The sequence below is a fragment of the Mesorhizobium sp. BR1-1-3 genome (assembly GCF_020165455.1).
GTDB lineage: Bacteria > Pseudomonadota > Alphaproteobacteria > Rhizobiales > Rhizobiaceae > Mesorhizobium > Mesorhizobium ciceri.
In genome coordinates this window covers 1-24,533 of the sequence record NZ_JAIUIC010000015.1, presented here as the reverse complement: position 1 = coordinate 24,533, position 24,533 = coordinate 1, and the positions used below count along the sequence as shown (strand labels likewise).

Here is a 24,533-nt window from a genome sequence, read left to right as displayed (position 1 = left end):
CTGTCTGCTGGTCATGCTGCGCTTCCGATGTCGAAATCGAGGGCCGCCGCCCTTGGCTGTGTCAACGCCGCCACGAATTCGCGGGCCCTGGCCGCACCGGTGTGGGATGCGAGGACGCGTTCGCGGGCCCGGCGGGCCATGGCGAGGCGTGTGCGCTCGGACTCGCCGAAGAGGATCTCGACGACATCGTCCGTTTCCCCGGCGGTGTGGATCGCGGAAGCGGGAAAGAAGCTGTCGAGCCCTGGCCAGCGATCGCTGATGATGGGCGTGCCGCAAGCCGCCGCTTCGAACAGGCGCACACTGGGCGACCATCCCGCGGCGATCATGGAACTGCGTGTGACGTTCAGCGTGTAGCGCTGACGGCTGTAGAACGCGGCATGATCGGCGGGCGGCAGATGTTCGATACGTTCGACATTGTCCGGCCAGATGATGTCGGATGGGTATTGCGAGCCGGCCACGACGAAACGCCGGTCCGGCATATGCCGTGCGGGCTCGAGCAGCAGCGCGTTCAGCCTTGCCTGCCGGTCGGCACTGTAGGTGCCGAGATAGCCGAGATCCCAGCGGATCGGATCGCCGGTCCGGTGGTGCCGTTCCGGGTCGACCGAGCAGTAGAGCGGCTCGGCGCGGCGCGCGCCGAAGTCCTCCACCAGACGGCCAAGCATCGGCCCGCCGGTGAACGAGAAGTAGACGTCGAAGTAAGGAATCTGCCGCCAGCTCAGATAATCGCAATCGTCGGCTGAAAGCTGCGCCACGGTCACCGGCGTGTCGATGTCGTAAAAGCAGAAGCGCCCTTTGCAAAGTGAAGCGACGATGTCGATGACCACGCGCCCTTCCGGCACGAACGAGCCGATGACGACGATGTCGGCCTGCTCCAGGCACCGGGCGTAGTCGCGTTGCAACTCCGCAGTGGTTTCGTAGTAGCGCAAGGCGCAGAAATCCGGATCGCGCAGATCGCGGTGGTTTGCGTACCACGGCACCTCGCGCTCCAGAAAGGTCACGCGGTGGCCGAGTTCGTGCAGACCTTTCAGCAGGCCTCGAAACGTCGTGGCGTGGCCGTTTCCCCAGGACGAGGACAGCGACAGGCCAAGAAAGACGATGTCCAATTGCTTGGTCATTCCGCTGCCTCCACGGTCCCCTGCTCGAAGTGACGTTTGAAGACTGCATCGGCCACGTCCGCCCGCAACGCGTAGGTGTGATCGGCCAGCACGCGGCAAAGTGCGGCCTGGCCGATTGCCTTTGCCCGACTGGAGGTCAGCGAGCACATGATCTCGGCGACATCGCCGCCGTCGCGCGCCACCAGGATCTCCTCGCCTGGTTTCAGGAACAGTTCCACGCCCAGCCACGCATCGGTGATGAGGCAGGCGCCGGCGCCGGCCGCCTCGAAGACACGCGTGGCCGGTGAAAAACCGTTTACGGCCATGCTGTCGCGGCTGATGTTCAGAACCGCCTTGGGTGTGACGTTGAAGGCATTGTGATCGCGGGTGCCGACGTGACCGAGCCAGCCGACATTGGCGGGAAGCGGCTTGTCCCCCCAGCCCGATCCACCGAGCAGAAAACGCTGTTTCGGCAGCTGGCATGCGGGATCGAGGAAAAACGCTTCGACCCGTGCCTCACGATCCGGCAGCCTGTTGCCAAGGAACGCCAGATCGCAAGCGAAACGCGCATTGCTGGTGACCGGATAATGCGTTTGGGGATCGAGCGCATTGTAGATCGGCACGCATTCGTTCGCCCCCATGGCACGGTAGGCCCATACCACGGGGTCGCCGCCTCCATAGGTCAGCACAAGGTCGATTTCTTGCAGGGCGCTATGGAGCGGATGGTCCGGTTCGTCGCGCAACTGGGCAAGGGTTGCCGGAGCGTCCACGTCCCAGAATACCACCAGCGCGTCGCTGCGGGCGTGGTCGAGAACGGCGCGCAGCAGCGCCTCATCCTCGAAACCGACGCCACTCGCCTTGACGACGATGTCGGCGCTGGCGGCACGTGCCGCGACCTGCATCAGCGCGTGCTGGGTCGCTTCATAAACGACGACAGTGCACCAGTCAGGCGCCTCGATGTCGCGATTCTTCTGCCGGTCGTAGACGTCGGGTTCATAGAAGGTGATTTCGTAGCCCAATTGGGAAAGCGCCTTCAGCAACCCGCGATAGTAAGTTGCGGCACCGTTCCAGTAGGACGACAAAAGACTCGATCCGTAGAATGCCATCTTCATGCGGCGGCTTCCTTTGCGGTGGTGTTGTTGATGGTATGTTCGGTCGTGCATGCCGTGAGCACGCGGAACAGCTCGTCAACGCGGTGCTGGCAGGTATGCCGGGAGCGAATGGTCTCGAGGCCCGAAGTCACCAGGGAAGCCGCGAAATCCGCATCGGCCAATACCGCCCGCAAGTGTTGGCGCATCTGAGAGCCGTTCTCCGCAAACAGGAAGTCGACGCCGGGCCTGAACAACTGCTCGACATCGGACCAGGGCGCTGAAATCAGCGGAATGCCGCAGGCGAGCGCCTCGAACATCCGGATCGTCGGAATTCCAGGCAATCCCTCACGATAGGGGCGCCGTGGGATGTGAACGGTGACACGATGCGCGGCGAACGCCTTCGGCACATCGGCATTGGCGATCCATCCATCATAGCGCAGTCCGGCGGCGGCCAGGTCCGCAAGTGCGGGCTTGGGGTAGCGTACGCCGTGAACAGTGGCCTCGAGACCGAGATCGTGTACTGGCTCGATCAGAAATTCCTTGAGTTCGGCAGTCCGCTCATCGTCGCCCCAGTTTCCAATCCAGACCAGATCGGACATGGGATGGATCTCTGGGTGCGGCTTGAACAGGCGATCGTCCGCGGCTTCATGCCAGGTGAAGACGCGCTTGCCCCAGCCGGCGCGCAGATAGCTCTCGCGCAAGGTCTCGCCAAAGGCGAGGACGCCGTCATAGTGCTCCAACCGTAGCGCCGAGATTGCCTCGGTCGCCGATATGGCCCGGTGATGGGTGTCATGAAACAGAAGGATGAAGTTGCCGCCAGCGGCCCGGGCACGGCCGATGCGTGCGACAAGCTCCGGATCCGTCCACTCATGAACGATCACAACGTCGGCCTCGGCGATCCAGGCCTCGTGATCGAACCCGGCATTGTAGGTCACCGGCATCAACTCTGGGAAATCCTTGCGGAAGCGTTCGATGGCGAAGGATCCCTTCTCGGCCAACAGGTTCGAACGGCTCCAGCCGTCGGACGGCTCCAGCGCGACTGCCTGGTGCTGGCGCGCGATCAGATCCCGCATGATACCGCGCAGGAAATGGGCATTGCCGTGGTTCCAGTCGGATACGACCGAGTGGGTGTAGAACAAAAAGCGCATGGTCAACGCCCCGCCATAGCCAGGGCCGCCTTGTCGTAGACGCCTCGCATGGCTGCCGCTTGCCTGGCCAGTGTAAACCGGCGGCTCCGTCGCATCGCTGCCTGGCCGAGCTCTCGCCTGAGTTCGGCATCGCTGGAAAGACGATTGAGGCCGGCAGCGAGGTCGTGCGGATTGCGCGCGTCAAAGAACATCGCAGCCCCGTCCCATAGTTCGCGATAGGTTGCGATGTCGGAAAGCACCAGGGGCGTCGCCGACATGGCAGCTTCCAGCGCGGCCAGACCGAATGGCTCATAGATCGACGGCGACACGAAAATGCCGGCGCGCGCCATCAAGGAGCGCACCTCGTGAGACGGCAGTGCTCCCAGAGGAACAGCATAGCTGAAGCTGGTACGCCCGCCGTTCGGACCGTGCATCGAACCGGCGGCAAAGACGGGCCATCGCGTCAGCGACGCGGCCTGGTCGATCACCGCCGCATTCTTCCCCTCGTCCCACCAGCGGGCAGCGGCGAAGACGAGCGGTTGGCGCTTTTCGGCCTTCGGCACCGGACTGGCACTATTTCCCACCACACTCAGACGCGCGATCGGGCCGTAGCAGGTCTCAAGCATGTCGGCGTGGCTGCGGCTCGGCACGATGACTGCGTCGGCCCTATTGAAGCCACGCCTGTTGCGCTCCTTCTGCCAGGCCCATGCGCCATCCACTGCCTGTTTCCTGACGGCGTGGAACCATGTCGTCACGCAGGAATGAGAGACCGCCACGGCTGGGCACGGCGCATCGAATCCCGCCGCCTGCGTCGGCGCGTTGAAATGGACTAGGTCGATGGCGTGGTCGCGCATGGGCGCAAGCAATTCTAGCGGTAGCGCATCCAGGTCGCCGCCGTTGTGGGTCATCCAATCCGGCGGCGTGTTCAACCAGATCAGCGTGGTGAAAGCCTCTGCCTCCGCAGCCTGCTGCCTCGTCGGCTGGGGACCGAGCCCGGCAAGCACCACACTGTCGCCGCCGTTCACAAGTTCCCTTGCCAGATCAAGCGCATAGCGCCATACGCCGCCCACGGCATCGACGGTCATCAGGATGCGCCGCGAGCGCGGCGTCAGTGTCCGCAACATGTCGCCTCCAGTTCCGCCAGCGGCCGGGGCCGCTTCTCCTGGATGTCACTGAATTTCTGGAAGGATGCGAGATAGTGGTCATGGGCGCGCTCCCAGGCAAGGTCGTCGGGTTCGCCCCAAAGCTCGCGATAGCTGGGCGAACTCGGATACGGATAAAGCGGAACAGGTTCATTGGCCCATACGCCGTGGTCGATCAGGTGGGTTCGCCAGTGCTCGACCAGGGCGGGATCATCCTCGACCACGCCGATCAGATTGGCTTGAACGAATGGAACGTGACGTCTAGCATCGACGAGCAGCGCGGCAAGTTCCTCGGTGCCCAGCCGGCAGCGCTTGGCCAGCATCGCCCGGCCTTCAACCGTCAGGCTTTCGAGCCCTGCTTCAATGGAGACGCAGCCTGCGGCGCCCAGCAATTCCAGCAGCTCGGGCTTCCACAGATCGATGCGGGTCTGCACGCCGAATTTCACATTGCGATCGACCAAGGCTTCCAGCAACGCTTTTTGCGGCAGGAAGATTTCGTCGATGAAGTAGATGTAGCCGACACCTTGGGCAATCAGCCGATCGATCTCCGCGACCACCGCTTCGTGGTTTCGACGGCGATAGGCATCACGGAAATCGATCTTGGCGCAGAAGCTGCAATTGTAGGGACAGCCGCGCGATGCCTCGACTTCCGCGCCGAACCCGACCTGATTGTCATCGAACCTGTGATGGTGGTGCGAATGGGCTGCGATCCAGTCCGCAGGCCATTCGAGGGGTGGATGATCGACAAACGAGCTGGCGTGGACGCCGCCGTTCGAAACCACCCTGGCATCCCGCAGATAAGCGGTTGAGGGCACTGCGCTCCAATCGTCGCGCCGGGCAAGTTGCTCGACGACTTCTTCGCATTCGCCGCGCACGACGATGTCGACGCCGAGCTTGCGCAAGGTTGGCGCCGGCGTGGCCGAGCCGTGCGGCCCGACGGCGACCGTGCGTCCACCGCGCCCGGCGAGAAGGTTGAGGAAATCGGCCGGCACGCGCAATTCCGGCGGTGCGCAGCGCCAGAACAGATAGGTCGGCGCGGTACTGACGACAGTCATTGCCGGGGCGAAATCGGCCACCCGCTCGCAAAGACCGGAATTGTCGAGCTTCTGCAACTGACCATCCAGCATCAGCACCTCATGTCCGGCGGCTTCGAGCAGGGCCTTCGAATAGCCGAGTTCCAGCGGCAGATGTGGTTGGCGGCAGCCGAAATAGATGCTGTCGTCGTAGGTCCAGAATGGGTTTACCAGAGCGATTTTCATGCGACGTACCTCACGGCTTCGGGGTGAGGCTCGAGCCGGTGGCGCTGCAGCCAGTCGGCTAGGTCGCGGACGCCTTCGCGCCATGAAACCTGGGCCATCCAGCCAAGCGCGGTTTTGATCTTGCGGGTGTCGGCGACGAAGAAGGGCTGGTCGCCGGTGCGTTCGCCATCATGGCGGATTGAAAGCTCATGGCCGGTCAGGCCACGGATCTCGCTCAACAGCGTGCGCAGGCTGAGCGCATTTTCCGGGCCGCCGCCAAGATTGAATGCCTGGCCTTTGGTCGTCTCGATGTGGTCGAGTACGGCCCTGTAGGCGGCGACGGCATCGGAAACATGCAGGATATCGCGCACTTGCCTGCCGTCACCGTAAATGGTGATGGGGCGTCCCGTCAGCGCGCTGAGTAGGAAGTGCGCGACCCAGCCCTGGTCCTCGGTTCCGAACTGGCGCGGTCCATAGATGCAGCTCATCCGCAGCACCGCCGTCGGCATGCCGTAGGATTTGGCGTAGTCGAGCACATACTGGTCCGCCGCGCCCTTGGAGCAACCGTAGGGCGTGCAGAAGTCCAGGCCCCGAGCCTCATCGATGCCGTTCGCCTGGATGACGCTGTCGCAAGGCACATAGCGGTCGCCGTCCTCGCGGACCGCGACGTCGGGCAGGCTGCCATAGACCTTGTTGGTGCTGGCGAAGACAACAGGAATACGCTCACCGCTCAGTCGCGCCGCCTCCAGTACGTTGAATGTTCCGCGAAGGTTGATGTCGAAATCCTCGCGCGGCTGGACCAGGCTTGTGGTGACGGCGGTTTGCGCGGCCAGATGGAAAATTGCCTTTGAACCCGTCAGAGCCGGCGCCAAGGCGTTGGCGTCCCGCACGTCGATGGTCTCCACCGTCAGGCGACTGGCGTGTTTTTGTGCCAGCCATTCAAGGTTCTGCTGGACGCCCGGACGGCTGAGATTGTCGATCACCAGCACCGGTTCGCCATCCGACAACAGGCTGTCGGCGAGGTTCGATCCTATGAAGCCGCTGCCGCCGACGATGGCGACCGGCGCGTCGCGTCGATTACGTGTGTTCATGACACCAGCCCGCGTTCTTCGAGCTCGCGTTTCATGTCGGCGCCGCGGTCGACGGCGGACGTGTTACGCACCCAGGAAACGAAATCGCCGAGCGAATTCTCCAGTTGCCGCACCGGCTCGAAACCGAGCAGCTCACGGGCCTTGGAAATATCGGCGAAGCAGTTGCGGATATCGCCGGAGCGCGCTTTGCCGAGCAGTTCGGGCGAGCGGTTCGGTGTCCCCATGGCCTCGGCCAGCAATCGTGCGACTTCGCTGATCGCGTAGGCTCGGCCGCTGCCGATGTTGATGACATGACCCTTTGCCTGGCGTTGCTGCAGTGCAAGGCGAAAGGCGCGGGCGACGTCATGCACATGGACGAAATCGCGCTTCTGTTCGCCATCCTCGAAGATCATTGGCCGTTGGCCGTTGGCGAGACGCGAAGCGAAGTTGGCCAGCACGCCGGTATAGGGGTTCGACAATGCCTGGCCGGCGCCGAAGACATTGAACAGGCGCAACGCGACAGCATCGATGCCATAGGCCTCGCCGAAGATCAGCACAGCGCGTTCTTGTGCGTATTTTGTCAGCGCATAGATTGAGGCGAGATCGACCGGCTTTTCTTCGTCCGTCGGCAGCGGCGAGAGGGGGGCTCCCTCTGGCGACAGCGGATTCCATTGCCCGCTTTTGATGTCGCTCGCCTTGCGCCGGGCATTGTCGATGCGCCGGCCGTCTGGCGTTGCATAGAGCCCTTCGCCATAGACGCTCATCGACGAGGCGACGACGATCCGTTCGACCGGGTGCTTGATCAGTGCTTCAAGTAGCGTTGCGGTGCCGAGATCATTGGCGCTGACATAGCGCGCGATCTCGTACATCGATTGTCCGACGCCGACTTCCGCCGCCAGATGAATGACCGCCTCAACACCTTCCAGCGCACTGGCGACCGCCTCCCGGTCTCGGACATCACCCTTGATCAGTTCGGTCCCGGCGGGAAGCGCAACGGCTTCGCCCGAATGCACCTGCTCCAGCAGCGCATCGAGGATGCGAACCGAATAATCCTGCTCGACGAGTTCCTGTGCGACATGCCGGCCGATGAAGCCGCAGCCTCCTGTAACCAATATGCGTTTCACGACGACTCCTCAGACAAGTAACCTCGGCGCCCCGAACTTTTCGGCAAAAGGTTTGTTCCCTTGCTTCAACAAAGTTCCTTTGGCGGACTTCGTTGGGCCGGCATCGCGATCACGGCGCGGTGCTGGAACATTGACGCCCTTGTGCTGTTAGGACGCCCGACAGCCCGCGTGTCCCATGGGGCAACGCCGATCAAAGGAGATTTCAATGTCTCAGTCGCAAACGACCACCGACCACGACGAAATTCGCAAGTGGGCCGAGGAGCGGGACGGCCGGCCGGCAGTGGTGCGCACAAAAGGCGAGGGCGGCATCCTGCGGATCGACTTCGGTGAGCCTGAGGAAGCATTCGAGCCCATCGAATGGGACGAGTTCTTCCGGATATTCGACGAGAACGATCTGGCCTTTCTGTATCAGGCCAAGACCGGGGAGGGGAAAGCCAGCCGTTTCAACAAATTCGTCGAGCGCGATCAGAAGGACTGATGACACAAGCCAAGCGGCTGATCTGTACGGCCCAGTTTTCGAGATGTGGTCAACAATGACGGCCCCGCGGCTTACCACTTCAGCCTGAGAGGGAGGGTAAAACTAATGCATCAGGTTTGCGCCGCGGGTTTTCGCCATCTCTCGCATGATGCCGTTGAGCCAGTTTTCAGTGGATTGACCAAGCTGTCTGCGGTCGACATCCCGGATCGCTTGCTCGAGCGTCCTCTCGACGAGCCGATCCGATGCGTCGACGTCTCCCAGCAAAAGGCGAGCCGCAAGTCGCAGTTTAGGCAAAAGCGCGAAGACATCGTCGCACGGGTCCGGCATGGAACTCGCCCGCCCCGGTGCCTGCGGGGGAAAAAGTGCGTTGAACACCGCCTGGCTGCCCGAGGATTTCCGCAAATTGCTGGCGTAGCGGAGATGATCGGGAATGGCGATGTCGTCATCGCCACTGAAGAACACGAAGGGGATACCCCGGCGCATCAACTCATCGGCGATTGGAAACACACGTCGGCCATTGAGATTGACATCGAGGATTGCAGCTTCGGCCGTTTCGGTATGTTTGGATGCCTGTTCGACGGTTGCGGCGGGCCCGAGAATGATGGCGCCCATATTGCTGAAGAACCGCGCAAGATCTCCCGCCAGCGTCCATTCGTCTTCGACTATCAGAATATGCAGCCCCCGCAGGTCGCGCACATCGTCATCCTTTCTTGGAACGGAGGTTAGCATGCAGCGCATTCGCTTCCCGAATTCTGTCATCCAGGGCCGCCTGCAACCGCTTCGCAAGCATCAGCATGCGATCCGGGACGGGCCCCGCATCGGAATCTGCTAGCGATCCAGGCGCCCCTGACACCACTGGCGCTCGGAGTTTTATGTCAGCAGAGCGTTTCGTCATTGAACCACCATTGATATCGGGTTCAACGTCATCCCTGACGTCTTGTTCCATACGTCTTGCGCGCTATATGGTTGTGTCCTGTTCGATCCGGCCTTGAGGAGACTTCATGTCGGGTCGGCGAAAGGGGGACATGCCGTGACTGCCCGATCGACTAGATTTCCCATCGTTGGCATCGGCGCGTCCGCGGGTGGCATTCCCGCGATGGAAGGCTTGTTCAAAGGCGTTACCAGCCAGCCCGGCATGGCGTTCATCATCATCACGCATCTCAGCCCGAAGCGAGAAAGTCTGTTGCATGAAGTTGTCAGCCGCTACACCGAGATGCCTGTCGTTGTGGCCGAGGATGGCATAGCTGTTGTACCTGACCACGTCTACGTGATGCCACAAAACGTCACTCTGGCGATCGCCAACGGTGTGCTGCGCCTGCGGCGGCCCAACGGGCTTACCCAAGAGCGCAAACCCGTCGACATCTTCTTTAGTGCGCTCGCTGAAGACCAGGGCGAATATGCCGTGGGCGTCATTCTGTCGGGCGGTGATTCCGATGGAACGCTGGGCGCCAAGGCGATCAAGGAGCGGGGTGGCCTCACTGTCGCGCAAGCGCACGACGGCTACGGGCCGCGCAATCCCGACATGCCACAGAGCGCTATTGCCAGCGGGCTCGTCGACGTCGCTGTGCCCGCCGAGGAGATCGGGGCGAAGCTGGAGGCTTTCGCCCGCGGCTTCGACACGCTGGAAGGGCTGGCGGAAGAAGATGGCGACCAGACGGCCGACATCGATAAGGTGCGAGAACAGATATACGCCATTCTGCGCAGCCACTCCGGCCACGACTTCTCGGGCTACAAGACCAAGACATTTCTGCGCCGCGTGAAGCGACGCATGCAGATCGCCCAGGTCCATTCCATCAGCGCCTATATAGACTGGCTGAAGAAAGATGCTCGCGAGGTGATGAACCTTTTTCGCGATCTGCTGATCAATGTCACCAACTTCTTTCGCGACCCCGATGCCTTCGAGTTGCTCGAGCGAAAGATCATACCGCAGTTGTTCGAAGGCAAGACCGCCAGCGACACCGTCAGGGTCTGGGTTCCCGGATGCGCCACGGGCGAGGAGGTGTTCTCCATCGGCATCCTGCTGCGCGAACACATGGAGACGCTTACGGTCGTTCCGCGCGTCCAGATATTTGCCACCGACATAGACGAGCCTGCGCTGGCGGTGGCCCGGGCGGCACGCTATCCCGAAGCCTTGCTGCAAGGGCTTTCACCCGAACGCCGACAGCGGTTCTTCAACGGCGACGGAGAGAGCTATGTCATTAGCAACGAGATACGGGAACTGTGCATCTTCTCGCCGCACAGCGTCATTCGCGATCCGCCTTTCTCGCGCATGGATCTGGTCTCCTGCCGCAATCTGCTGATCTATTTCGGCCCGAGCATCCAGAGCCGTGTCATCCCTGTCTTTCACTATGCATTGAAGCCCGGCGGTTACCTGTTCCTCGGCACCTCCGAAAGCGTTGGGCAGCACGACAATCTGTTTGCCACTGTCGACAAGAAACATCGTCTCTTCCAGGCGCGCGAGCATGCCTCGCCGCATATCAGGCTGCCCGCCTTGATCGGTGAGAGCCGTTCCGGCGTCTTTCCCTCTGAAAGCGCCGGCTTAAGGAAGGGAGCCGCCGGTTATCCGCTGCGCCAGGCTGTCGAGGCGCAGGTGCTGGAGCGCTTCGCTCCGCCGCATGTCCTGGTCAACGCCGAGGGCGATGTCGTCTATTATTCGGCCAGGACCGGCAGATATCTCGAAGCGCCGCAAGGGATTCCCAGCCGGCAGTTGCTGACGATGGCTAGGCGTGGGCTGCGACTGGACCTCCGCGCCGCGTTGCGGGAAGCGACGACGACGCGCCGCACAGTGGTGCGGGAAAACCTCATCGTAGAGGAAGACGACGAACGGGTCCAGCCGATCAGGCTCACGATCGAACCGCTCACCGAACGTGGCAATGGCGAGCCGCTTTATCTCGTCCTGTTCGAACCGTCGGGGCCGACCCAGGCCCGCTCAGAGGAAGACGGCGGCGGCCGTGACAGTGACAGCACCGCCGATCTCGAGCGGGAGCTGCGCGACACCAGGGAGCGCCTGCAATCGACGATCGAGGAATACGAGACCGCGCTGGAGGAGGTCAAATCGTCGAACGAGGAACTCGTCTCCGTCAATGAGGAGGCGCAGTCCACCAACGAGGAACTCGAAGCCTCGAAGGAGGAGATGCAGTCGCTCAACGAGGAGCTCAACACGATCAACGCCGAGTTGACGGCCAAGATAGAGGAGCTCGACCACGTCAACGGCGATCTGCGCAACCTGTTCGAAAGCACCGACATCGCGACCATTTTCCTCGACCGCAGCCTTGTGGTCCGTACCTTCACGCCGGCGGCGTCATCCTTCTTCAGCCTGCGTCCCTCCGATGTCGGCCGGCCGCTGACGGATCTGTCTAGCCAGCTCGACTACCCCGAGTTGAAGCAGCACATCGACAAGGTCTTCGAGACAGGCGAGATCCTGAATCACCATCTGGCACGCGATGCCAGGGGCCTGTTCCACATGGTCCGCATCAATCCCTATCGCGACAAGGGCAACAGGATCCAGGGCGTGGTGGTGACACTTGTCGATGTCACCACTCTGGCACAGGCGGAAGAGCATCAGCAGGTGCTCATCTCGGAACTCAACCATAGGGTCAAGAACATGCTTGCGGTGATCGCCAGCATTGCAAGCCGCACGCGGGAAAGTTCTGATACGAAGGAGGAGTTCGCGGATGCGCTGATCGGCCGCCTGCATGCCATGTCGCGGGCCTACGGCCTGCTGACCCGGGAGAGATGGAAGGAAGCCTCGGTCAGGGAAATGCTCCAGCAGGAGCTCGAACCATTCGGCATCGAGCGGATCGAACTCGATGGCAAGGATGTCAAACTAGGTCCGCAACAGGGGCTTTCCCTGAGTATGGCCATCCATGAACTGGCCACCAACGCGGCCAAGTATGGCGCTTTGTCAAAAACCGACGGCAAGGTCAGTGTGCAATGGTCGATCGACGATGACAGTTTCACATTTGGCTGGCGAGAAAAGGACGGCCCTCCTGTCAAGGCGCCGTTGGACAATGGCTTTGGGCTGACCTTGTTGCAGGGTGAAATTGATTACAGGCTGGGCGGCCATGTCGAGACCGCGTTCCACAAGGACGGCCTCAGCGTCCAGATTGCGTTTCCGGCAAACCACAAGGAGGCGCCGTGAGCGACAGGCCGCGCGTTCTGGTGGTCGAGGACGAATGGCTGATCGCCGAAGACGTCGCGTCTCGCCTGCGTGCGGCGGGTTATCCCGTGATCGGCCCGGTCTCGTCGGTCGCCGCGGCTCGTCAACTTATCGATGCAGGCAAAGTCGACGTGGCGCTGCTGGACATTCAATTGAACGGTGAAACAAGTCTGCCCGTGGCCGAAACACTGTTGGCTCGCGGTATCCCCTTCGCCTTCATGACCGGATTTGGGCCCCGTGACGTTCCCAAACCCTTCCGAAACTGCAAATTCGTGCCGAAGCCGGCAGGCGACGCTGCACTTCTCAACACCCTGGCCGACCTGGCATCGCTTCGTCCCGACACGCATTCTTCGTGATTTCAACAGGCGGTTTCGATCAGTCCAGGGGCTTGTCCGCCGGCCGAGGCGTGGTGCTCGCCTGACGCGGCCGCCCGGCGTTGCGATTGGCAACCGGATTGTCAAGCGGCGCGGTCGACGGCCGGGATGTGCCTGCGGTTTTCGGCGTCTCCGGCTTGCCACCGGCATCCGTGTCACTGGCGTCCCGTCTCGGGTGCGGCAGACCATCGGCGTTCGGAGACCGGACGCTGGGTTTCGATGTGGAACTCTCATTGCTCATGGCAGCACCTTTCTTTGCATCGGGTGGGGCACGGTAGTCCCGCCGCTGTGAAGTCTGCAGGTCAAACCGTCGCCGCGATCGAAGGTTCCAGGTGCCAACGGGTCCATTGCGATCCACGGCCGCCGACTTACTCAGGGCAGACCTGGTGCGAGAGCCCGACACCTCAACCATGCGGCCGCATCACCACCTTGATGCAGCCATCCTGCTTGTCACGGAACGTCTTGTAGAGATCCGGCCCGGCTCCGAGATCCGCCCGGTGCGTGATCACGAAGGAGGGATCGATGTCGCCCTTCTGGACTATGTCCAGGAGCGGTTCGAGGTAACGCTGAGTATGGGTCTGACCCATCCGGAAGGTCAGGCCCTTGTTCATGGCGGCGCCGAACGGAATATGATCGACGAGACCGATATAGACGCCGGGCACCGAGATGGTGCCGCCTTTGCGGCAGGAGTAGATTGCTTCGCGCAGTACATGCGGCCTGTCGGTGCCGAGGTAGACGGCGGCCTTGACCTTGTCGAGCATGGCGTCGGCACTGGCGCCGGGATCCGACTCGGTACCGACACAGTCGATGCAGCGATCAGGACCGCGGCCATCGGTCATCGCCATCAAGGCGTCGTAAATATCGGAGTTGCTGAAGTCGAGCGTCTCGGCCTTGCCGTGCTCGCGAGCCATCGCCAGCCGCTCCGGCACCTTGTCTATGGCAATGACGCGGCCGGCGCCGAGCATCCATGCGCTTTGGATGGCGAACTGGCCGACCGGACCGCAGCCCCAGATAGCGACGGTATCGCCTGGCTCGATGCCGGCATTTTCAGCCGCCATGTAGCCGGTCGGGAAGATGTCTGAGAGGAACAGCACCTGTTCGTCGTCCATTCCTTCGGGCACCTTTATCGGACCGACATCGGCGAAAGGGACTCGCAGATATTCGGCTTGCCCTCCCCAATAGCCGCCGACCAGATGCGAATAGCCGAACAGGCCCGCCGGGGATTGTCCCATCACTTCGGCGGCCTGTTTGGCATTGGGATTGGACCTGTCGCAAAGCGAGAACAGCCCCTTCTGGCAAAACCAGCATTCGCCGCATGAGATGTTGAACGGCACCACGATGCGGTCACCCTTCCGGAATTTCGAATGGCCGCGGCCGACTTCCACGACCTCGCCCATGGTCTCGTGTCCAAGCACGTCGCCCGATTCCATGGTCGGCATATATCCGTTCATCAGATGCAGGTCCGAGCCGCATATGGCGCAGCAGGTGACCTTGATGATGACGTCGCGATCATCCTCTATAGCGGGATCAGCCACCTGGTCGCATCGGATGTCGCCTTTGCCGTGCCATGTGAGCGCTTTCATGAGGTTGCTCCTTGTTGGAAGAAGGTTGGAAGGCAAATCGTGTAAAAGGCACCGTCTGAGCGTCTGCAGCAATCCGTCGATATACAGGTCAACACATGGGAGTTGCTGCCGTGATGCCCGATTGTTCAGTCTTTGAATGCGGAACCCGGCTCGGCCATCTTGCGGTGCTGTTCAGCCAGCGTGCCTGCCGGCATCACATGCGCCGCGGCGACCTGCAGCTTGTTCTCCAACTGCTGATGACTTGTTCCTCGCCGGCCATCATCGCCTCGTAACCGGCTATGACTACATCGGTGGGATTGTCCTTCTCATCGGTGCCGACCTTGCCCTCACCACGGCCAACTTTTCATTCGTCATAACGTCCTCCGAATTTCGCTTCGGCCGAACCACCATCGAGGCTGATTGTTCCGTACGGATAGGATTGAATGGGCGGCTTTATGCCGGCCATGAAAAGCGATTTTGTTCTGGGCACATTCGACTATGAACAACTCATGATGGCGGTGGAACAACTCAAGTTTGTGCGAGTTCGGTAGCCGTGCAGCGTCATCGCTCCCCTTGTTTGATGCTGCACGGTCGGGTCCCCTCAGCCTGATCAGCCCGCGCGCCCTCGCGGCAGCGCGGGCTTTCTATGGGCAGGCCGCGATGTTTTAAATCTTTGGAACAACGTACCCGTTCAGCAGTTCGGCGTGCAGGAGGAACAAAATGCAATTCGCGGAAGAAATCGCGCTCAGGCGCGTAAAGATGCTGGTCGAACAATATGTTGTCGCCAGGAGCAGGAGATATGATTTCGTCTCGACCGAACTCGCCTGTAAGGCCATCCGCCAGGTCGTACGAAGCCCGATCGAGGACGCCGAACTGGACCATCTGCTGGCCAGAAGCGCCGTCAAACAAGGGCTGTCGGTGCGGTTCGACCGGATAGGTCATTGGCAGGCGGCTTCGCCCGAACTCAGCCAGGAGAAATCAGCATGAGGGCAGTGCTTTTGATGTCGGCCGCATTGCTCGCCTTGGCGGCGTGTAATGACAATGCCGATCCAGCCAAGTCCAAGACGGATACCACGAACAGCCAACCGGTCGACAAGAATCCCACGACGGACACCAACCCGACACCGCAGACCAGCACCGGCGGCGATCAGCAAGGTACGCAGCCAGCCCAGCCTGCATCTCCCAAGCCAAGTGGCGGCTAGGCCTATGGAGCGACGCAACGCGATAATCTCGCTGGTGATAGCCGCAGTCATCATTGTCGGTTTCGTCGTCGGCTTTTTCTACATTGATATGGGCTGGCAGACCTCGCCGCTGAAACGCGCGCCTGAACAGAACCAGGGTGGCAACGCCCCGGCGGATACCTCACCAGCCGCGGGCGTCCAGAAGAATCCCAAGGAAAACACCGAAATGCCTGGGCAGTGATCGACAGCTCGTCTCTGAGTAGACCTCGAACCAGGCCAGACGCGTTTATGCTGTCAGGTCCCACCGTGCTGATCCTTATGTACTTTCTGCTTCCCGTCTGGCTTGTCGCTGGCTTTGCAGACTGGCTTTGCCACCGCGCCTCACATATCGAGTCGACCACGGGCGCCAAGGAATCCTTGATCCATCTTCTGATGTTCGCCGAAGTAGGCGTGCCGTTGCTGGCAGCCATGTTCCTCGAGGTGAATGCCTTGGTCATCGCTGTCATGATCGTCACCTTCTTCATCCACGAGGCGACGGCGATGTGGGATGTACGCTATGCAACCACGGCGCGCAGGGTAACGCCGATCGAACAGCATGTGCACAGCTTTCTGGAAATGATCCCGCTGATGGGCCTGGTCAGCGTCGTCTCCCTCCATTGGACGCAGTTTCTTGCGTTGTTCGGGGCGGGGCCGGAAACCGCGCGCTTCGATATCGTCTGGAAATCGCAGCAGTTGCCACTGATCTATATCGTCTGCGTGATGGCCGTGATCGTACTTTTCGAGTTGCTTCCGTATGTGGAGAAATTCGTCAGGGGCTTACGGGCCAATGCCGGGAGGCTGATCCCGCCGAAAGCCAGGCGACGCGACCCGGGCCACACGACGTTGCGGTGATGGGGCGGTCTGAAACGATGCTCCCTTGACCACAAGTACTCAGCGGTCTGAGCGCCGTCTCGCGCGGAACATCTCTGCCGGACTGGTCATTAACAGAACGGGAGAGGACAGACATGGAGCGTGATGATGGGCATCCTTTCCGACCTCGACAAAAAGCTGACGGACAACATGTATGAACATGCCAGCGAACTCACGGATGCGGTGGCGGACCTGCCGCCGGAACTCGTTGAAAGCGTCGACCGGCTAATGCCTTTCATCCAGCCCGAAGCGCGCGAGACGGTGAGAAATCAGGTTTTCGGCCTGATCCACGAATACAGGATCGTGGCCCCTCGCAGCCCGGCCGATCAGGATTGACCTACCCGTTCTGGTCTATCGCGTGAGGCGCGGGTTGGCTGCCGCCATCGTTGCTTGCTCTATGGCCGCCGAACCACAGCCAAGCCGCGACGATCACGACTGCCACGATCACTATCCAGGATATGAGACGAGGCATTGCGGGATTCTCCGTGCCAGCAGTCCATTCACGTCGACGTGATGATCAGGACGGAATTGAAGTCGGCTCCGCCGCCTCCTTGTGCTCCTAATTCCGCACGCGATCCTTTGTTTCGCTTGAGTTGCGGTGGCCGGCTGAGATCTGTCGCGTCCACATGCCCTGCAGCCGCCCCGCCGGATGGGCTTTCGTTGACGCGCCCGCTGAACGCTCTAGGTCAATTCAAGCCGACCACCGCTCGTTCGGCACTAGGGGAGACTATTCTTGTGGCGCACCAAACGCCGAATTTGATCCTCAGCGGCCGTCATTTCCGGCTGGATTGTTTGTGCTTGCTGTTGCTGTTGTGCGTGTCGGCGGGATGCTCGTCTTCCGACGAGATCGAGCAGCAATCACGAACAGCGGCTTCCGCGGCACAGACCGCATCGATGTTGCTCGACGCTTGGATGGGCGGCGCGGCGCCGACCGCATACACGGTGGACACGCTGCAATCGATCGGCAAGACGCTTGCCGATGTCGGGGCGCAAATCCGGTCCGCCGAAACCAGTGAACCCACCGAGCAAGCTTCTCTGACAAAAGCAGTCAATGATTTGTCGGTCGCGGTGACGCGTGCCGAGGCCGGACTGCAGGCAGATGACCGGCTGGAAGTCCAAGACGCGCAACAGGATTTACGGCTGGCGTCGCGTTCGCTCGCTGCCGCCTACGCCAAGTACTTCGCGCCGAAGCCATGAAGAAGCTCATGGAAATATCCCTCGGCGTCGTCACCAGCGTCGGCGGCTTCCTCGAAGTTGGGTCCATGGCGACGGCGGCGCAGGCAGGCGCGATGTTTGGCTTCCAGTTGATCTGGGCGGTGGTGCTCGGCACCGTCTGCATCATCTTTCTTGTCGAAATGTCCGGCCGGTTCGCGGCCGTGAGCCATCACGCGATCTCCGACGGCATCCGCGAAAGGTTCGGTTTCAACGTCTTTCTATGGCCGTTGCTTGCCGCCTTGCTGGTCAATTTCCTGGTGCTGTCCGCCGAGATCGGCGGCGTTGCCATTGCGCTCGAACTTGCCACCGGCATAGGCTTCCAGTGGTGGGCACTGCCGGTGGCTTTGCTGGCGTGGCTGCTGCTCTGGAAAGGCACGTTCGGCGTCATCGAGAAGGGCGTGTCGTTTCTCGGTCTGGTGACGCTGTGTTTCGTCGTCGGAGCGGTGATGCTGAGACCTGATTGGACGGCAGTCGCAAGGGGCGCCGTGCCTTCGCTGCCGGTCCACGATGCCGCCAATTACTGGTTCATGGCGGTCAGCATTCTGGGCGCCTCGATATCGCCCTACCTGTTCATGTTCTATTCCTCGGGGGCCATCGAGGACCGGTGGGACAAAAGCTATCTCGGCGCCAATCGGGCGATAGCGGGGTTGGGCATGACCTTCGGGGGCACCATCTCGATCGGCGTGTTGATCGTGGCCGCTCTCGTGCTCGCCACGCATGGCGTCACCCAGGTGGACGACTATCACCAATTGCCGTTGATGCTGATCCCCATATTCGGCTTCTGGGGCTTCGTGCTGTTTGTTGCTTCTCTCGCCATCGCCTGCTTCGGCGCCGCACTCGAGGTCGGGTTGCAACAGGCCTATCTTGTGGCCCAAGGGTTCGGCTGGAATTGGGGCGAGGATCGCAAGCCGCGCGACGATCCGGGTTTCAGCGCCACCTACACGATATCATTGCTGTTGGCGGCTATTCCCATCGCGCTTGGTCTTGACCCGCTGAGGCTCACCATCTTTTCCATGGCGCTGACGGCTGCCAGCCTTCCGCTGACCGTCGTTCCGTTCCTGTTTCTGCTGAACGACAAACGTTATGTCGGCGAGCATCGCAACGGCATTTTGTCAAATGCCGCCGTCATCTTCATCATCGCGCTTGGCTTCGTACTGGCGGTGGTGACCATCCCGCTGCAGATATTCGGAGGCACATGATGAAGTTGCTGCGTGATCTCCTGGACAAGCAGGTGGTCGACCGCGAGCAGGTCAAGGTCGGTAAGGTCGACGGTTTGGTGGCGCAGTTGCGGCCTGGCAAGCCGCCTCGGATCATTGCCATCGAGCTCGGCTCCATCACCCTGGCGCGTCGCCTCGGCGCACGGCCCGGGCGCTGGATGGCGCGGCTCGCGGTCAAGCTGGGCGGCACGCAGCATGGCGAACCTCATCGGATCGCCTGGCGCAAGGTGAAAGATATCGGCATCGATATCGAGTTCGACATCGATGTGCGAGAAACGTCGATCTTCGCCTGGCAGGACTGGTTGCGCGACCATATCATCGGGCGCATTCCGGGAGCTTGATGATGATCACGGTCAATCTCGAGCATCTGGCGGGGCGGCGCGTACTCTCGCAGCGCGGCAAGAATGTCGGTTATATCGAGGAGATCCGCGCCGAACGGGATGGTGACGATTTCGTCGTCACCGAATTCCACGTCGGGGTCTACGCTGCTTTCGAGCGTCTTTCGGCCTCGGCCATAGGCGTGGCGGTGCTGGATCTTTTCCGATTACGCCGCCGCGACGGTCTATACCGCATTCCTTGGGACAAGCTCGACATCTCCGATCCCGCGCGACCGCGGCTGCTGTGCCCAATGACTGAACTCTCAGGCATGAAGGACGCGCCGGACCTCCAGGAATAGGTCGTGGGTGCTGCATCGTCGGGATTAGTCTCAGCGCAGCATGCTTGCCGCCAGGAAGACCACGGCTGCTGTCAAAACGACAGCTGCAATCACCAACACCGGCCAGTTGCCGCCAGGCCGCAGTTCCGGCTCGCCTTCGACCGGACGCATGGCATTGGCAAAGCTGGCATCGTTTTCGAATTTTGGACGAGTGCGCGGCGGACTTGTCTCAGCGACCGGATTTTGTGTGTCCGCGGCCTCTGCGTCTGTCTCAAGCGGGGCAATGGCGGGATCGAACCCCGGCGTCTTGTCGTGCGTTGCTCCTGCCTGAACTTCGCCTCTGGCCGCGGCAGCCGTGAGACCTGTAACCTTAGCCATAATCTCTCCCCTTCGAACCGATCTCGGCAGTATCGCACTTGCAGGCGCCGGCGGAACCAAGCTTGCATGCGCTGAGGCGACCCACCACGGTCAGACTTGCTCGCTCAGCAGAATCCTGGCGTCCTTGGCCGCAACGATGAACGCCTGTCGTGCCGCCCTTGTCGGCTTTTCGCCTCGCATGACGGCAAGGCACGCTCTGATCGCGGCAAGACGCCTCTCGGATGTCGGCTTTGGCCAGTCCCGCAGCAGCACTTCGGCTGCGTCCGACACCGAAACCACAACCCTGTCGCGGTCTATCCGGCCAGGTTGAATGACAATCGGCTTTCTGAAATGTCCAGTACGCACATGCCTCTCCAGCGGGATGCACTCTATTCGACACGCCGCTGCAAGACTGCGCGTCGCGACGCGCTTTAACTCCGCAACCGTCGATTTGTTCCAGAGCACCTGGCGTTTGAAACAACTAGCCGTTGGCCGTCCGTGCGCGCCCGTCCCAAGACTTACAACAGGTCCTTGCGAAGGAAGATGCGTGCGTGCCCTGGAATTCCGAATTCGACTTTGCCGAATTCCTCGAACCCATGCTGCATGTAGAATAGCGGCGCCTGGAAACTGCTTGTCTCGACCACGGCTTTTTTGCAGCCACGCTGGTTCATGGTGCCGGCGTTCCTGTCGCCTGTCACTTCTCCACATTTTCCGTCGATGTGGCAGATCTCACGCGAGATAGTCCGGCAGCCTCATGCGTGGATCGTGGTGCTGCCGGGCCTGCAGGCATGTCGTCTGGGTATCGGAACAAAGCGCATCTTGGCCTGTTAGGGCGACGCATCCCAGGCAAGGACAAAGCCGATGAAAACACGACAATTTTTCGCATCGCTCGCCGCTGCTTCCATTCTTCTCGCCGTGCCTGCTTTTGCTGCCGACAGCGCCCAGGCCTTCGTCGACAAGGCTGCCATCGGCGGCAAGTTCGAAGTCGACTCGAGCCAGATTGCCTTGAGCAAGGTTCAGGACCAGAGCATCAAGGACTTCGCCCAGATGATGATCCGCGATCACGGCGCGGCCAATGACAAGCTGGCAACGGTGGCCGGCGAACAAAAATTGAAAGTGCCGCCGGCGCTTGATGCCCAGCACCAGGGCGATCTCGACAAGCTCAAGAATGCGCAGGCTCCGATCGATCCAGCCTATGTCGACATGCAGCGCAAGGCGCATGCCGACGCCGTCAAGCTGTTCGAAACCTATGCCAGCGGCGGCGACAACGCCGGGCTCAAGACATTCGCCCAGCAAACGGTCGATACGCTGAAGACGCACCAGCAGATGATCGAAAAGATCGCAGCCGGGCAGGACGCCATCACGGGAGCGACAACACCGGCGGTGAAGACCGACAATACCCCCAATGCCGCCGCTCTCGTTCCCGGCGCAAACAGCTTCACCGAAGCCCAGGCCAAGAGCCGCATCGAGGGTGCAGGCTATACCAACGTGTCGAAGCTTACCAAGGACGACCAGGGCATCTGGCGGGGCCATGCCACCAAGGCAGGCGAAAGCCTCGCCGTCGGCCTGGACTATCAGGGCAACGTCGTTGCCGCCAGCAAGTGAGCACGGATCAGGAGAAATCAATGAAAACGGTAACTGGACTGTTCGACAACTATGACGACGCGGCCGACGCGGTCCGCGAACTGGAAGCCACGGGCGTCCCGCATGCGAACATCAGCATCGTCGCCAACAACTCGGATGACTGGTACGAGGGCGACCGTTCGGAGGCTGCCGAGGATGCCGGGGCTGGCGCGGGGATTGGAGCCGTGATCGGCGGTGCCGGCGGATTGCTGACAGGGCTGGGGGTCATGGCCATCCCGGGCGTCGGACCTGTGGTCGCGGCGGGTTGGCTCGCCGCCACCGCGACAGGTGTCGTTGCCGGGGCGGTGGCAGGCGGTGCGGTCGGAGGCATTGTCGGCGCTCTGACGGAGTCCGGCGTGCCCGAGAACGATGCCCACGTGTATGCGGAGGGCGTACGCCGCGGCGGCACGTTGGTCACGGCCAGGGTGGACGATGAACTCATTGCAAATGCCGAGGAAATTCTGGGGCAATCCAGATCGGTCGATCTTGCCGAACGCCGCAGGGCTTACGAGGCTGGCGGCTGGACCGGCTTCGATGCCAATGCCGGCGAATATATCCCTGACGAGACCGATCGCGACAGCGCTCGGGCGATCAATCGGCCTTGAACGAGGAGGTGTGGTCGCACGTACCGAACGACGAGGTTTCACGAAGTGCTACGGAGCGTGTGGGACAGATGTTCGAGTTGCCCGGCTTCAAGATCTCCGTGAGCAAGGGCATGAAGCTTCCCGGCTGTCCGGCGCGTTAAGTGATCTCAGTTGAATCCCCGACCGTTCAAGCGAACTGGCTGGCTGTCGGGTTGGCGTGCTGCACGAAAAGTACTCAGCGATCAAGGTGCGGTGTTGGTATGGTGGTGCGCTGGCGGGCTCTGGTCACGCTGAGCCGCACGTCTGCCGCCTGGCTCATATCGGGCGTGCGCCTGTTCGATCTCACAACTCGATTCTAGTGACTGTGGCTCCCCTTATGTTCGACTATTAACTGTTCGGCCAAGTTGGGCGTTGACGCTTCCTCTCTATAAGAGTTAATAATCTCCTAATATAAGAAGAATCTAAAGTTCGTGGTCGAAAGCCACGAGTTTGACGATGTAGGTTGGGTAGGGAACGTAGCGTGACGACCAGATCGTCGCGTCCAGCAGCATCGGGTCAATATCCGTCCGTGAATGGCCAGCTTGAGGCGGCTGTTCCAAGCGCGCCGGTGTGCCTGGATGAGGGCGAAAATTCATGCCTGCCTGGATTCGCGCGGTTTTTCTTCGGCTGGAAGCAGCCGGTCGTTCAGTACTGTCGATAAAACAGATGAGGCGTCTGTTCTTAAAAGGGGGGTTGAAAAATGGCTACTCAGGTCACCGGTGCCGGCGGCACCACGACGTCTTTCTCCAACACGCCGCAGGCGAAGGATGACCTTTTTCTCCTCTCAGAAAATGATACCGGTGTCCTGATCCTGAATGTTTTGGCGAATGATCTGGGAGGCGCAGCCAAACAGCTCTACTCCATCGATAACTCGATTCCCGAAGGTGGGTTGACGTCGACAAAGACACCCTCGCCAGTGGACTTGCTCACGCGCGACACGACATATTCTACTGATAGTTCGGGAGCCGCCGGGACCACCGACACAAGCCTATTAGGAGCCAAGATCTGGATGGCCAGCGATGGCACGATCCACTACGACACGGCCAGTATCGCTGCGCAGCTCCAGGCACTTGCCGCGGGACAGGTTCTCACCGACAAGCTGACCTACGCCATTCAACTCGGCAATGGCACGCTGAGCTGGGCCACGACCATTGTCCAGTTCACCGGCACCAACGACAAGCCTGTGATCACCTCGGGGCCGCAGACAGGCGCGGTCGTCGAGGACGCCCCGACGACGCCGGACCTCACCGATTCCCTCAACGCGGCCGGCACCATCGCCTTCAACGACGTCGATCTCATCGACGGCCACACCGCTTCGTTCGCGGCGACCGCCGGCGAGACGGCGCTCGGCACCTTCTCGCTCGATTCCGTCAGCGAGGCGGCCGGCGCGGCCGCCGGCTCCGTCCAGTGGCATTACGCCCTCAACAACGCCGCCGCCCAGTATCTTGCCGCCGGCCAGAGCGTGGTCGAGCACTACACCGTGACCGTCGACGACGGCCATGGCGGCACCGCGACCCAGGTCGTGGCCGTCACCATCAACGGCACCAACGACAAGCCTGTGATCACCTCGGGGCCGCAGACAGGCGCGGTCGTCGAGGACGCCCCGACGACGCCGGACCTCACCGTTTCCCTCAACGCCGCCGGCACCATCGCCTTCAACGACGTCGATCTCATCGACGGCCACACCGCTTCGTTCGCGGCGACCGCCGGCGAGACGGCGCTCGGCACCTTCTCGCTCGATTCCGTCAGCGAGGCGGCCGGCGCGGCCGCCGGCTCCGTCCAGTGGCATTACGCCCTCAACGCCGCCGCCGCCCAGTATCTTGCCGCCGGCCAGAGCGTGGTCGAGCACTACACCGTCACCGTCGACGACGGCCATGGCGGAACGGTCGAGCAGCTGGTCACCGTCACCATCCACGGCACCAATGACGATCCGACCATCACGGTCGCCGGCACCGATGCCGACGGCGCGGTGACCGAGGATACGACTGCGCCGACGCTGTCGGACACCGGCACCATCGCCTTCAACGACATCGACCTCATCGACACCCACACCACCAGCGTCGCGCCGGATGCCGGCAACACGCTCGGCGGCACGCTGACCATGGGGGCCGTCAGCGAGGACGGCGCGACCCAACCGGGCACCGTCGGCTGGACCTACGAGGTCGCCAACGCCGCCACCCAATACCTGGCGGCGGGCGAGACCGCGACGGAGAAGTTCACCGTCACCGTCGACGACGGCCATGGCGGAACGGTCGAGCAGCTGGTCACCGTCACCATCCACGGCACCAATGACG

The 24,533-nt window shown here is 61.6% G+C and carries 27 protein-coding genes; 15 read left to right on the top strand and 12 right to left on the bottom strand.

Annotated features, from left to right (window positions below; genetic code table 11):
* Positions 1-11 precede the first annotated feature (11 nt).
* From LB559_RS27275 to LB559_RS27245, 7 genes are read right to left on the bottom strand one after another with little or no spacing between them, the layout of a single operon-like run.
* A complete protein-coding gene (locus tag LB559_RS27275; RefSeq protein ID WP_224675426.1) occupies positions 12-1,115 on the bottom strand; it encodes a glycosyltransferase in 1,104 nt (367 codons plus the stop codon).
* Positions 1,112-2,206 carry a glycosyltransferase gene (locus tag LB559_RS27270; protein WP_013533197.1) on the bottom strand — a complete coding sequence of 365 codons (1,095 nt, stop codon included), beginning with the start codon at positions 2,204-2,206 and terminating at the stop codon, positions 1,112-1,114. The genes LB559_RS27275 and LB559_RS27270 overlap by 4 nt, the downstream gene beginning before the upstream one ends.
* Entirely contained in the window at positions 2,203-3,333 is a 1,131-nt protein-coding gene (locus LB559_RS27265) for a glycosyltransferase (RefSeq protein ID WP_127370015.1), read from the bottom strand. The genes LB559_RS27270 and LB559_RS27265 overlap by 4 nt, the downstream gene beginning before the upstream one ends.
* Positions 3,334-3,335: 2 nt before the next feature.
* Positions 3,336-4,436 (bottom strand): glycosyltransferase family 4 protein, encoded by a 1,101-nt coding sequence (locus LB559_RS27260; protein WP_063171479.1) that lies wholly within the window; start codon positions 4,434-4,436, stop codon positions 3,336-3,338.
* Positions 4,421-5,713 carry a TIGR04295 family B12-binding domain-containing radical SAM protein gene (locus LB559_RS27255; RefSeq protein WP_013533194.1) on the bottom strand — a complete coding sequence of 431 codons (1,293 nt, stop codon included), beginning with the start codon at positions 5,711-5,713 and terminating at the stop codon, positions 4,421-4,423. Before LB559_RS27255 ends, LB559_RS27260 begins: the two co-directional genes overlap by 16 nt.
* Positions 5,710-6,783, bottom strand: coding sequence for an NAD-dependent epimerase/dehydratase family protein (locus LB559_RS27250; protein ID WP_224675424.1), 1,074 nt, complete (start codon positions 6,781-6,783; stop codon positions 5,710-5,712). Before LB559_RS27250 ends, LB559_RS27255 begins: the two co-directional genes overlap by 4 nt.
* Positions 6,780-7,886: an NAD-dependent epimerase/dehydratase family protein gene (locus tag LB559_RS27245; RefSeq protein ID WP_224675423.1), complete on the bottom strand. Its 1,107-nt coding sequence runs from the start codon at positions 7,884-7,886 to the stop codon at positions 6,780-6,782. The genes LB559_RS27250 and LB559_RS27245 overlap by 4 nt, the downstream gene beginning before the upstream one ends.
* Positions 7,887-8,091: 205 nt before the next feature.
* Between LB559_RS27245 and LB559_RS27240 the strand changes: the two genes are divergently transcribed.
* Positions 8,092-8,364 (top strand): hypothetical protein, encoded by a 273-nt coding sequence (locus tag LB559_RS27240; protein WP_013533191.1) that lies wholly within the window; start codon positions 8,092-8,094, stop codon positions 8,362-8,364.
* A gap of 102 nt (positions 8,365-8,466) precedes the next feature.
* Here the strand turns inward: LB559_RS27240 and LB559_RS27235 are convergent, their stop codons facing one another.
* Positions 8,467-9,060: a response regulator gene (locus LB559_RS27235; protein ID WP_164920080.1), complete on the bottom strand. Its 594-nt coding sequence runs from the start codon at positions 9,058-9,060 to the stop codon at positions 8,467-8,469.
* A gap of 334 nt (positions 9,061-9,394) precedes the next feature.
* Here LB559_RS27235 and LB559_RS27230 point away from each other — a divergent pair, with 334 nt between their 5' ends.
* Positions 9,395-12,505, top strand: coding sequence for a CheR family methyltransferase (locus tag LB559_RS27230; RefSeq protein ID WP_224675422.1), 3,111 nt, complete (start codon positions 9,395-9,397; stop codon positions 12,503-12,505).
* Positions 12,502-12,879 (top strand): response regulator, encoded by a 378-nt coding sequence (locus tag LB559_RS27225; protein WP_224675421.1) that lies wholly within the window; start codon positions 12,502-12,504, stop codon positions 12,877-12,879. Before LB559_RS27230 ends, LB559_RS27225 begins: the two co-directional genes overlap by 4 nt.
* 422 nt (positions 12,880-13,301) lie before the next feature.
* On the opposite strand, the gene LB559_RS27220 is transcribed toward LB559_RS27225, so the two are convergent.
* A complete protein-coding gene (locus tag LB559_RS27220) occupies positions 13,302-14,480 on the bottom strand; it encodes a zinc-dependent alcohol dehydrogenase (protein WP_224675420.1) in 1,179 nt (392 codons plus the stop codon).
* 699 nt (positions 14,481-15,179) lie between these two features.
* Here LB559_RS27220 and LB559_RS27215 point away from each other — a divergent pair.
* From LB559_RS27215 to LB559_RS27175, 9 genes are all read left to right on the top strand, one after another.
* On the top strand, positions 15,180-15,446 hold the full coding sequence (locus tag LB559_RS27215; protein ID WP_063170162.1) for a hypothetical protein: 267 nt from the start codon (positions 15,180-15,182) through the stop codon (positions 15,444-15,446).
* A complete protein-coding gene (locus LB559_RS27210) occupies positions 15,443-15,661 on the top strand; it encodes a hypothetical protein (RefSeq protein ID WP_063170163.1) in 219 nt (72 codons plus the stop codon). Before LB559_RS27215 ends, LB559_RS27210 begins: the two co-directional genes overlap by 4 nt.
* A gap of 4 nt (positions 15,662-15,665) precedes the next feature.
* Positions 15,666-15,881: a hypothetical protein gene (locus LB559_RS27205; RefSeq protein ID WP_063170164.1), complete on the top strand. Its 216-nt coding sequence runs from the start codon at positions 15,666-15,668 to the stop codon at positions 15,879-15,881.
* 47 nt (positions 15,882-15,928) lie between these two features.
* A complete protein-coding gene (locus LB559_RS27200; RefSeq protein ID WP_224675492.1) occupies positions 15,929-16,531 on the top strand; it encodes a diguanylate cyclase in 603 nt (200 codons plus the stop codon).
* A 126-nt stretch (positions 16,532-16,657) separates the two neighbouring features.
* Complete coding sequence (locus LB559_RS27195; RefSeq protein ID WP_224675419.1) at positions 16,658-16,885, top strand: hypothetical protein; 228 nt, start codon at positions 16,658-16,660, stop codon at positions 16,883-16,885.
* A gap of 324 nt (positions 16,886-17,209) precedes the next feature.
* Positions 17,210-17,746: a hypothetical protein gene (locus LB559_RS27190; protein ID WP_224675418.1), complete on the top strand. Its 537-nt coding sequence runs from the start codon at positions 17,210-17,212 to the stop codon at positions 17,744-17,746.
* Entirely contained in the window at positions 17,743-18,963 is a 1,221-nt protein-coding gene (locus LB559_RS27185; RefSeq protein ID WP_318014185.1) for an NRAMP family divalent metal transporter, read from the top strand. The genes LB559_RS27190 and LB559_RS27185 overlap by 4 nt, the downstream gene beginning before the upstream one ends.
* Positions 18,963-19,322, top strand: coding sequence for a hypothetical protein (locus LB559_RS27180; protein ID WP_013533180.1), 360 nt, complete (start codon positions 18,963-18,965; stop codon positions 19,320-19,322). Before LB559_RS27185 ends, LB559_RS27180 begins: the two co-directional genes overlap by 1 nt.
* Positions 19,323-19,324: 2 nt before the next feature.
* Entirely contained in the window at positions 19,325-19,657 is a 333-nt protein-coding gene (locus LB559_RS27175) for a hypothetical protein (RefSeq protein WP_013533179.1), read from the top strand.
* A gap of 30 nt (positions 19,658-19,687) precedes the next feature.
* Here the strand turns inward: LB559_RS27175 and LB559_RS27170 are convergent, their stop codons facing one another.
* From LB559_RS27170 to LB559_RS27160, 3 genes are all read right to left on the bottom strand, one after another.
* Positions 19,688-20,014: a hypothetical protein gene (locus LB559_RS27170; protein ID WP_063170168.1), complete on the bottom strand. Its 327-nt coding sequence runs from the start codon at positions 20,012-20,014 to the stop codon at positions 19,688-19,690.
* A gap of 90 nt (positions 20,015-20,104) precedes the next feature.
* A complete protein-coding gene (locus LB559_RS27165; RefSeq protein WP_013533177.1) occupies positions 20,105-20,359 on the bottom strand; it encodes a DUF982 domain-containing protein in 255 nt (84 codons plus the stop codon).
* 152 nt (positions 20,360-20,511) lie between these two features.
* A complete protein-coding gene (locus LB559_RS27160; RefSeq protein WP_024502377.1) occupies positions 20,512-20,691 on the bottom strand; it encodes a hypothetical protein in 180 nt (59 codons plus the stop codon).
* Between the two features lie 163 nt (positions 20,692-20,854).
* On the opposite strand from LB559_RS27160, the gene LB559_RS27155 reads away from it, so the two are divergent.
* From LB559_RS27155 to LB559_RS27145, 3 genes are all read left to right on the top strand, one after another.
* Positions 20,855-21,598 (top strand): DUF4142 domain-containing protein, encoded by a 744-nt coding sequence (locus tag LB559_RS27155; protein ID WP_224675416.1) that lies wholly within the window; start codon positions 20,855-20,857, stop codon positions 21,596-21,598.
* 20 nt (positions 21,599-21,618) lie between these two features.
* Positions 21,619-22,221, top strand: coding sequence for a general stress protein (locus LB559_RS27150; protein ID WP_063170170.1), 603 nt, complete (start codon positions 21,619-21,621; stop codon positions 22,219-22,221).
* A 1,027-nt stretch (positions 22,222-23,248) separates the two neighbouring features.
* Positions 23,249-24,533 (top strand): VCBS domain-containing protein (locus LB559_RS27145; RefSeq protein WP_263499158.1); only part of this gene is annotated, 1,285 nt, incomplete at its 3' end.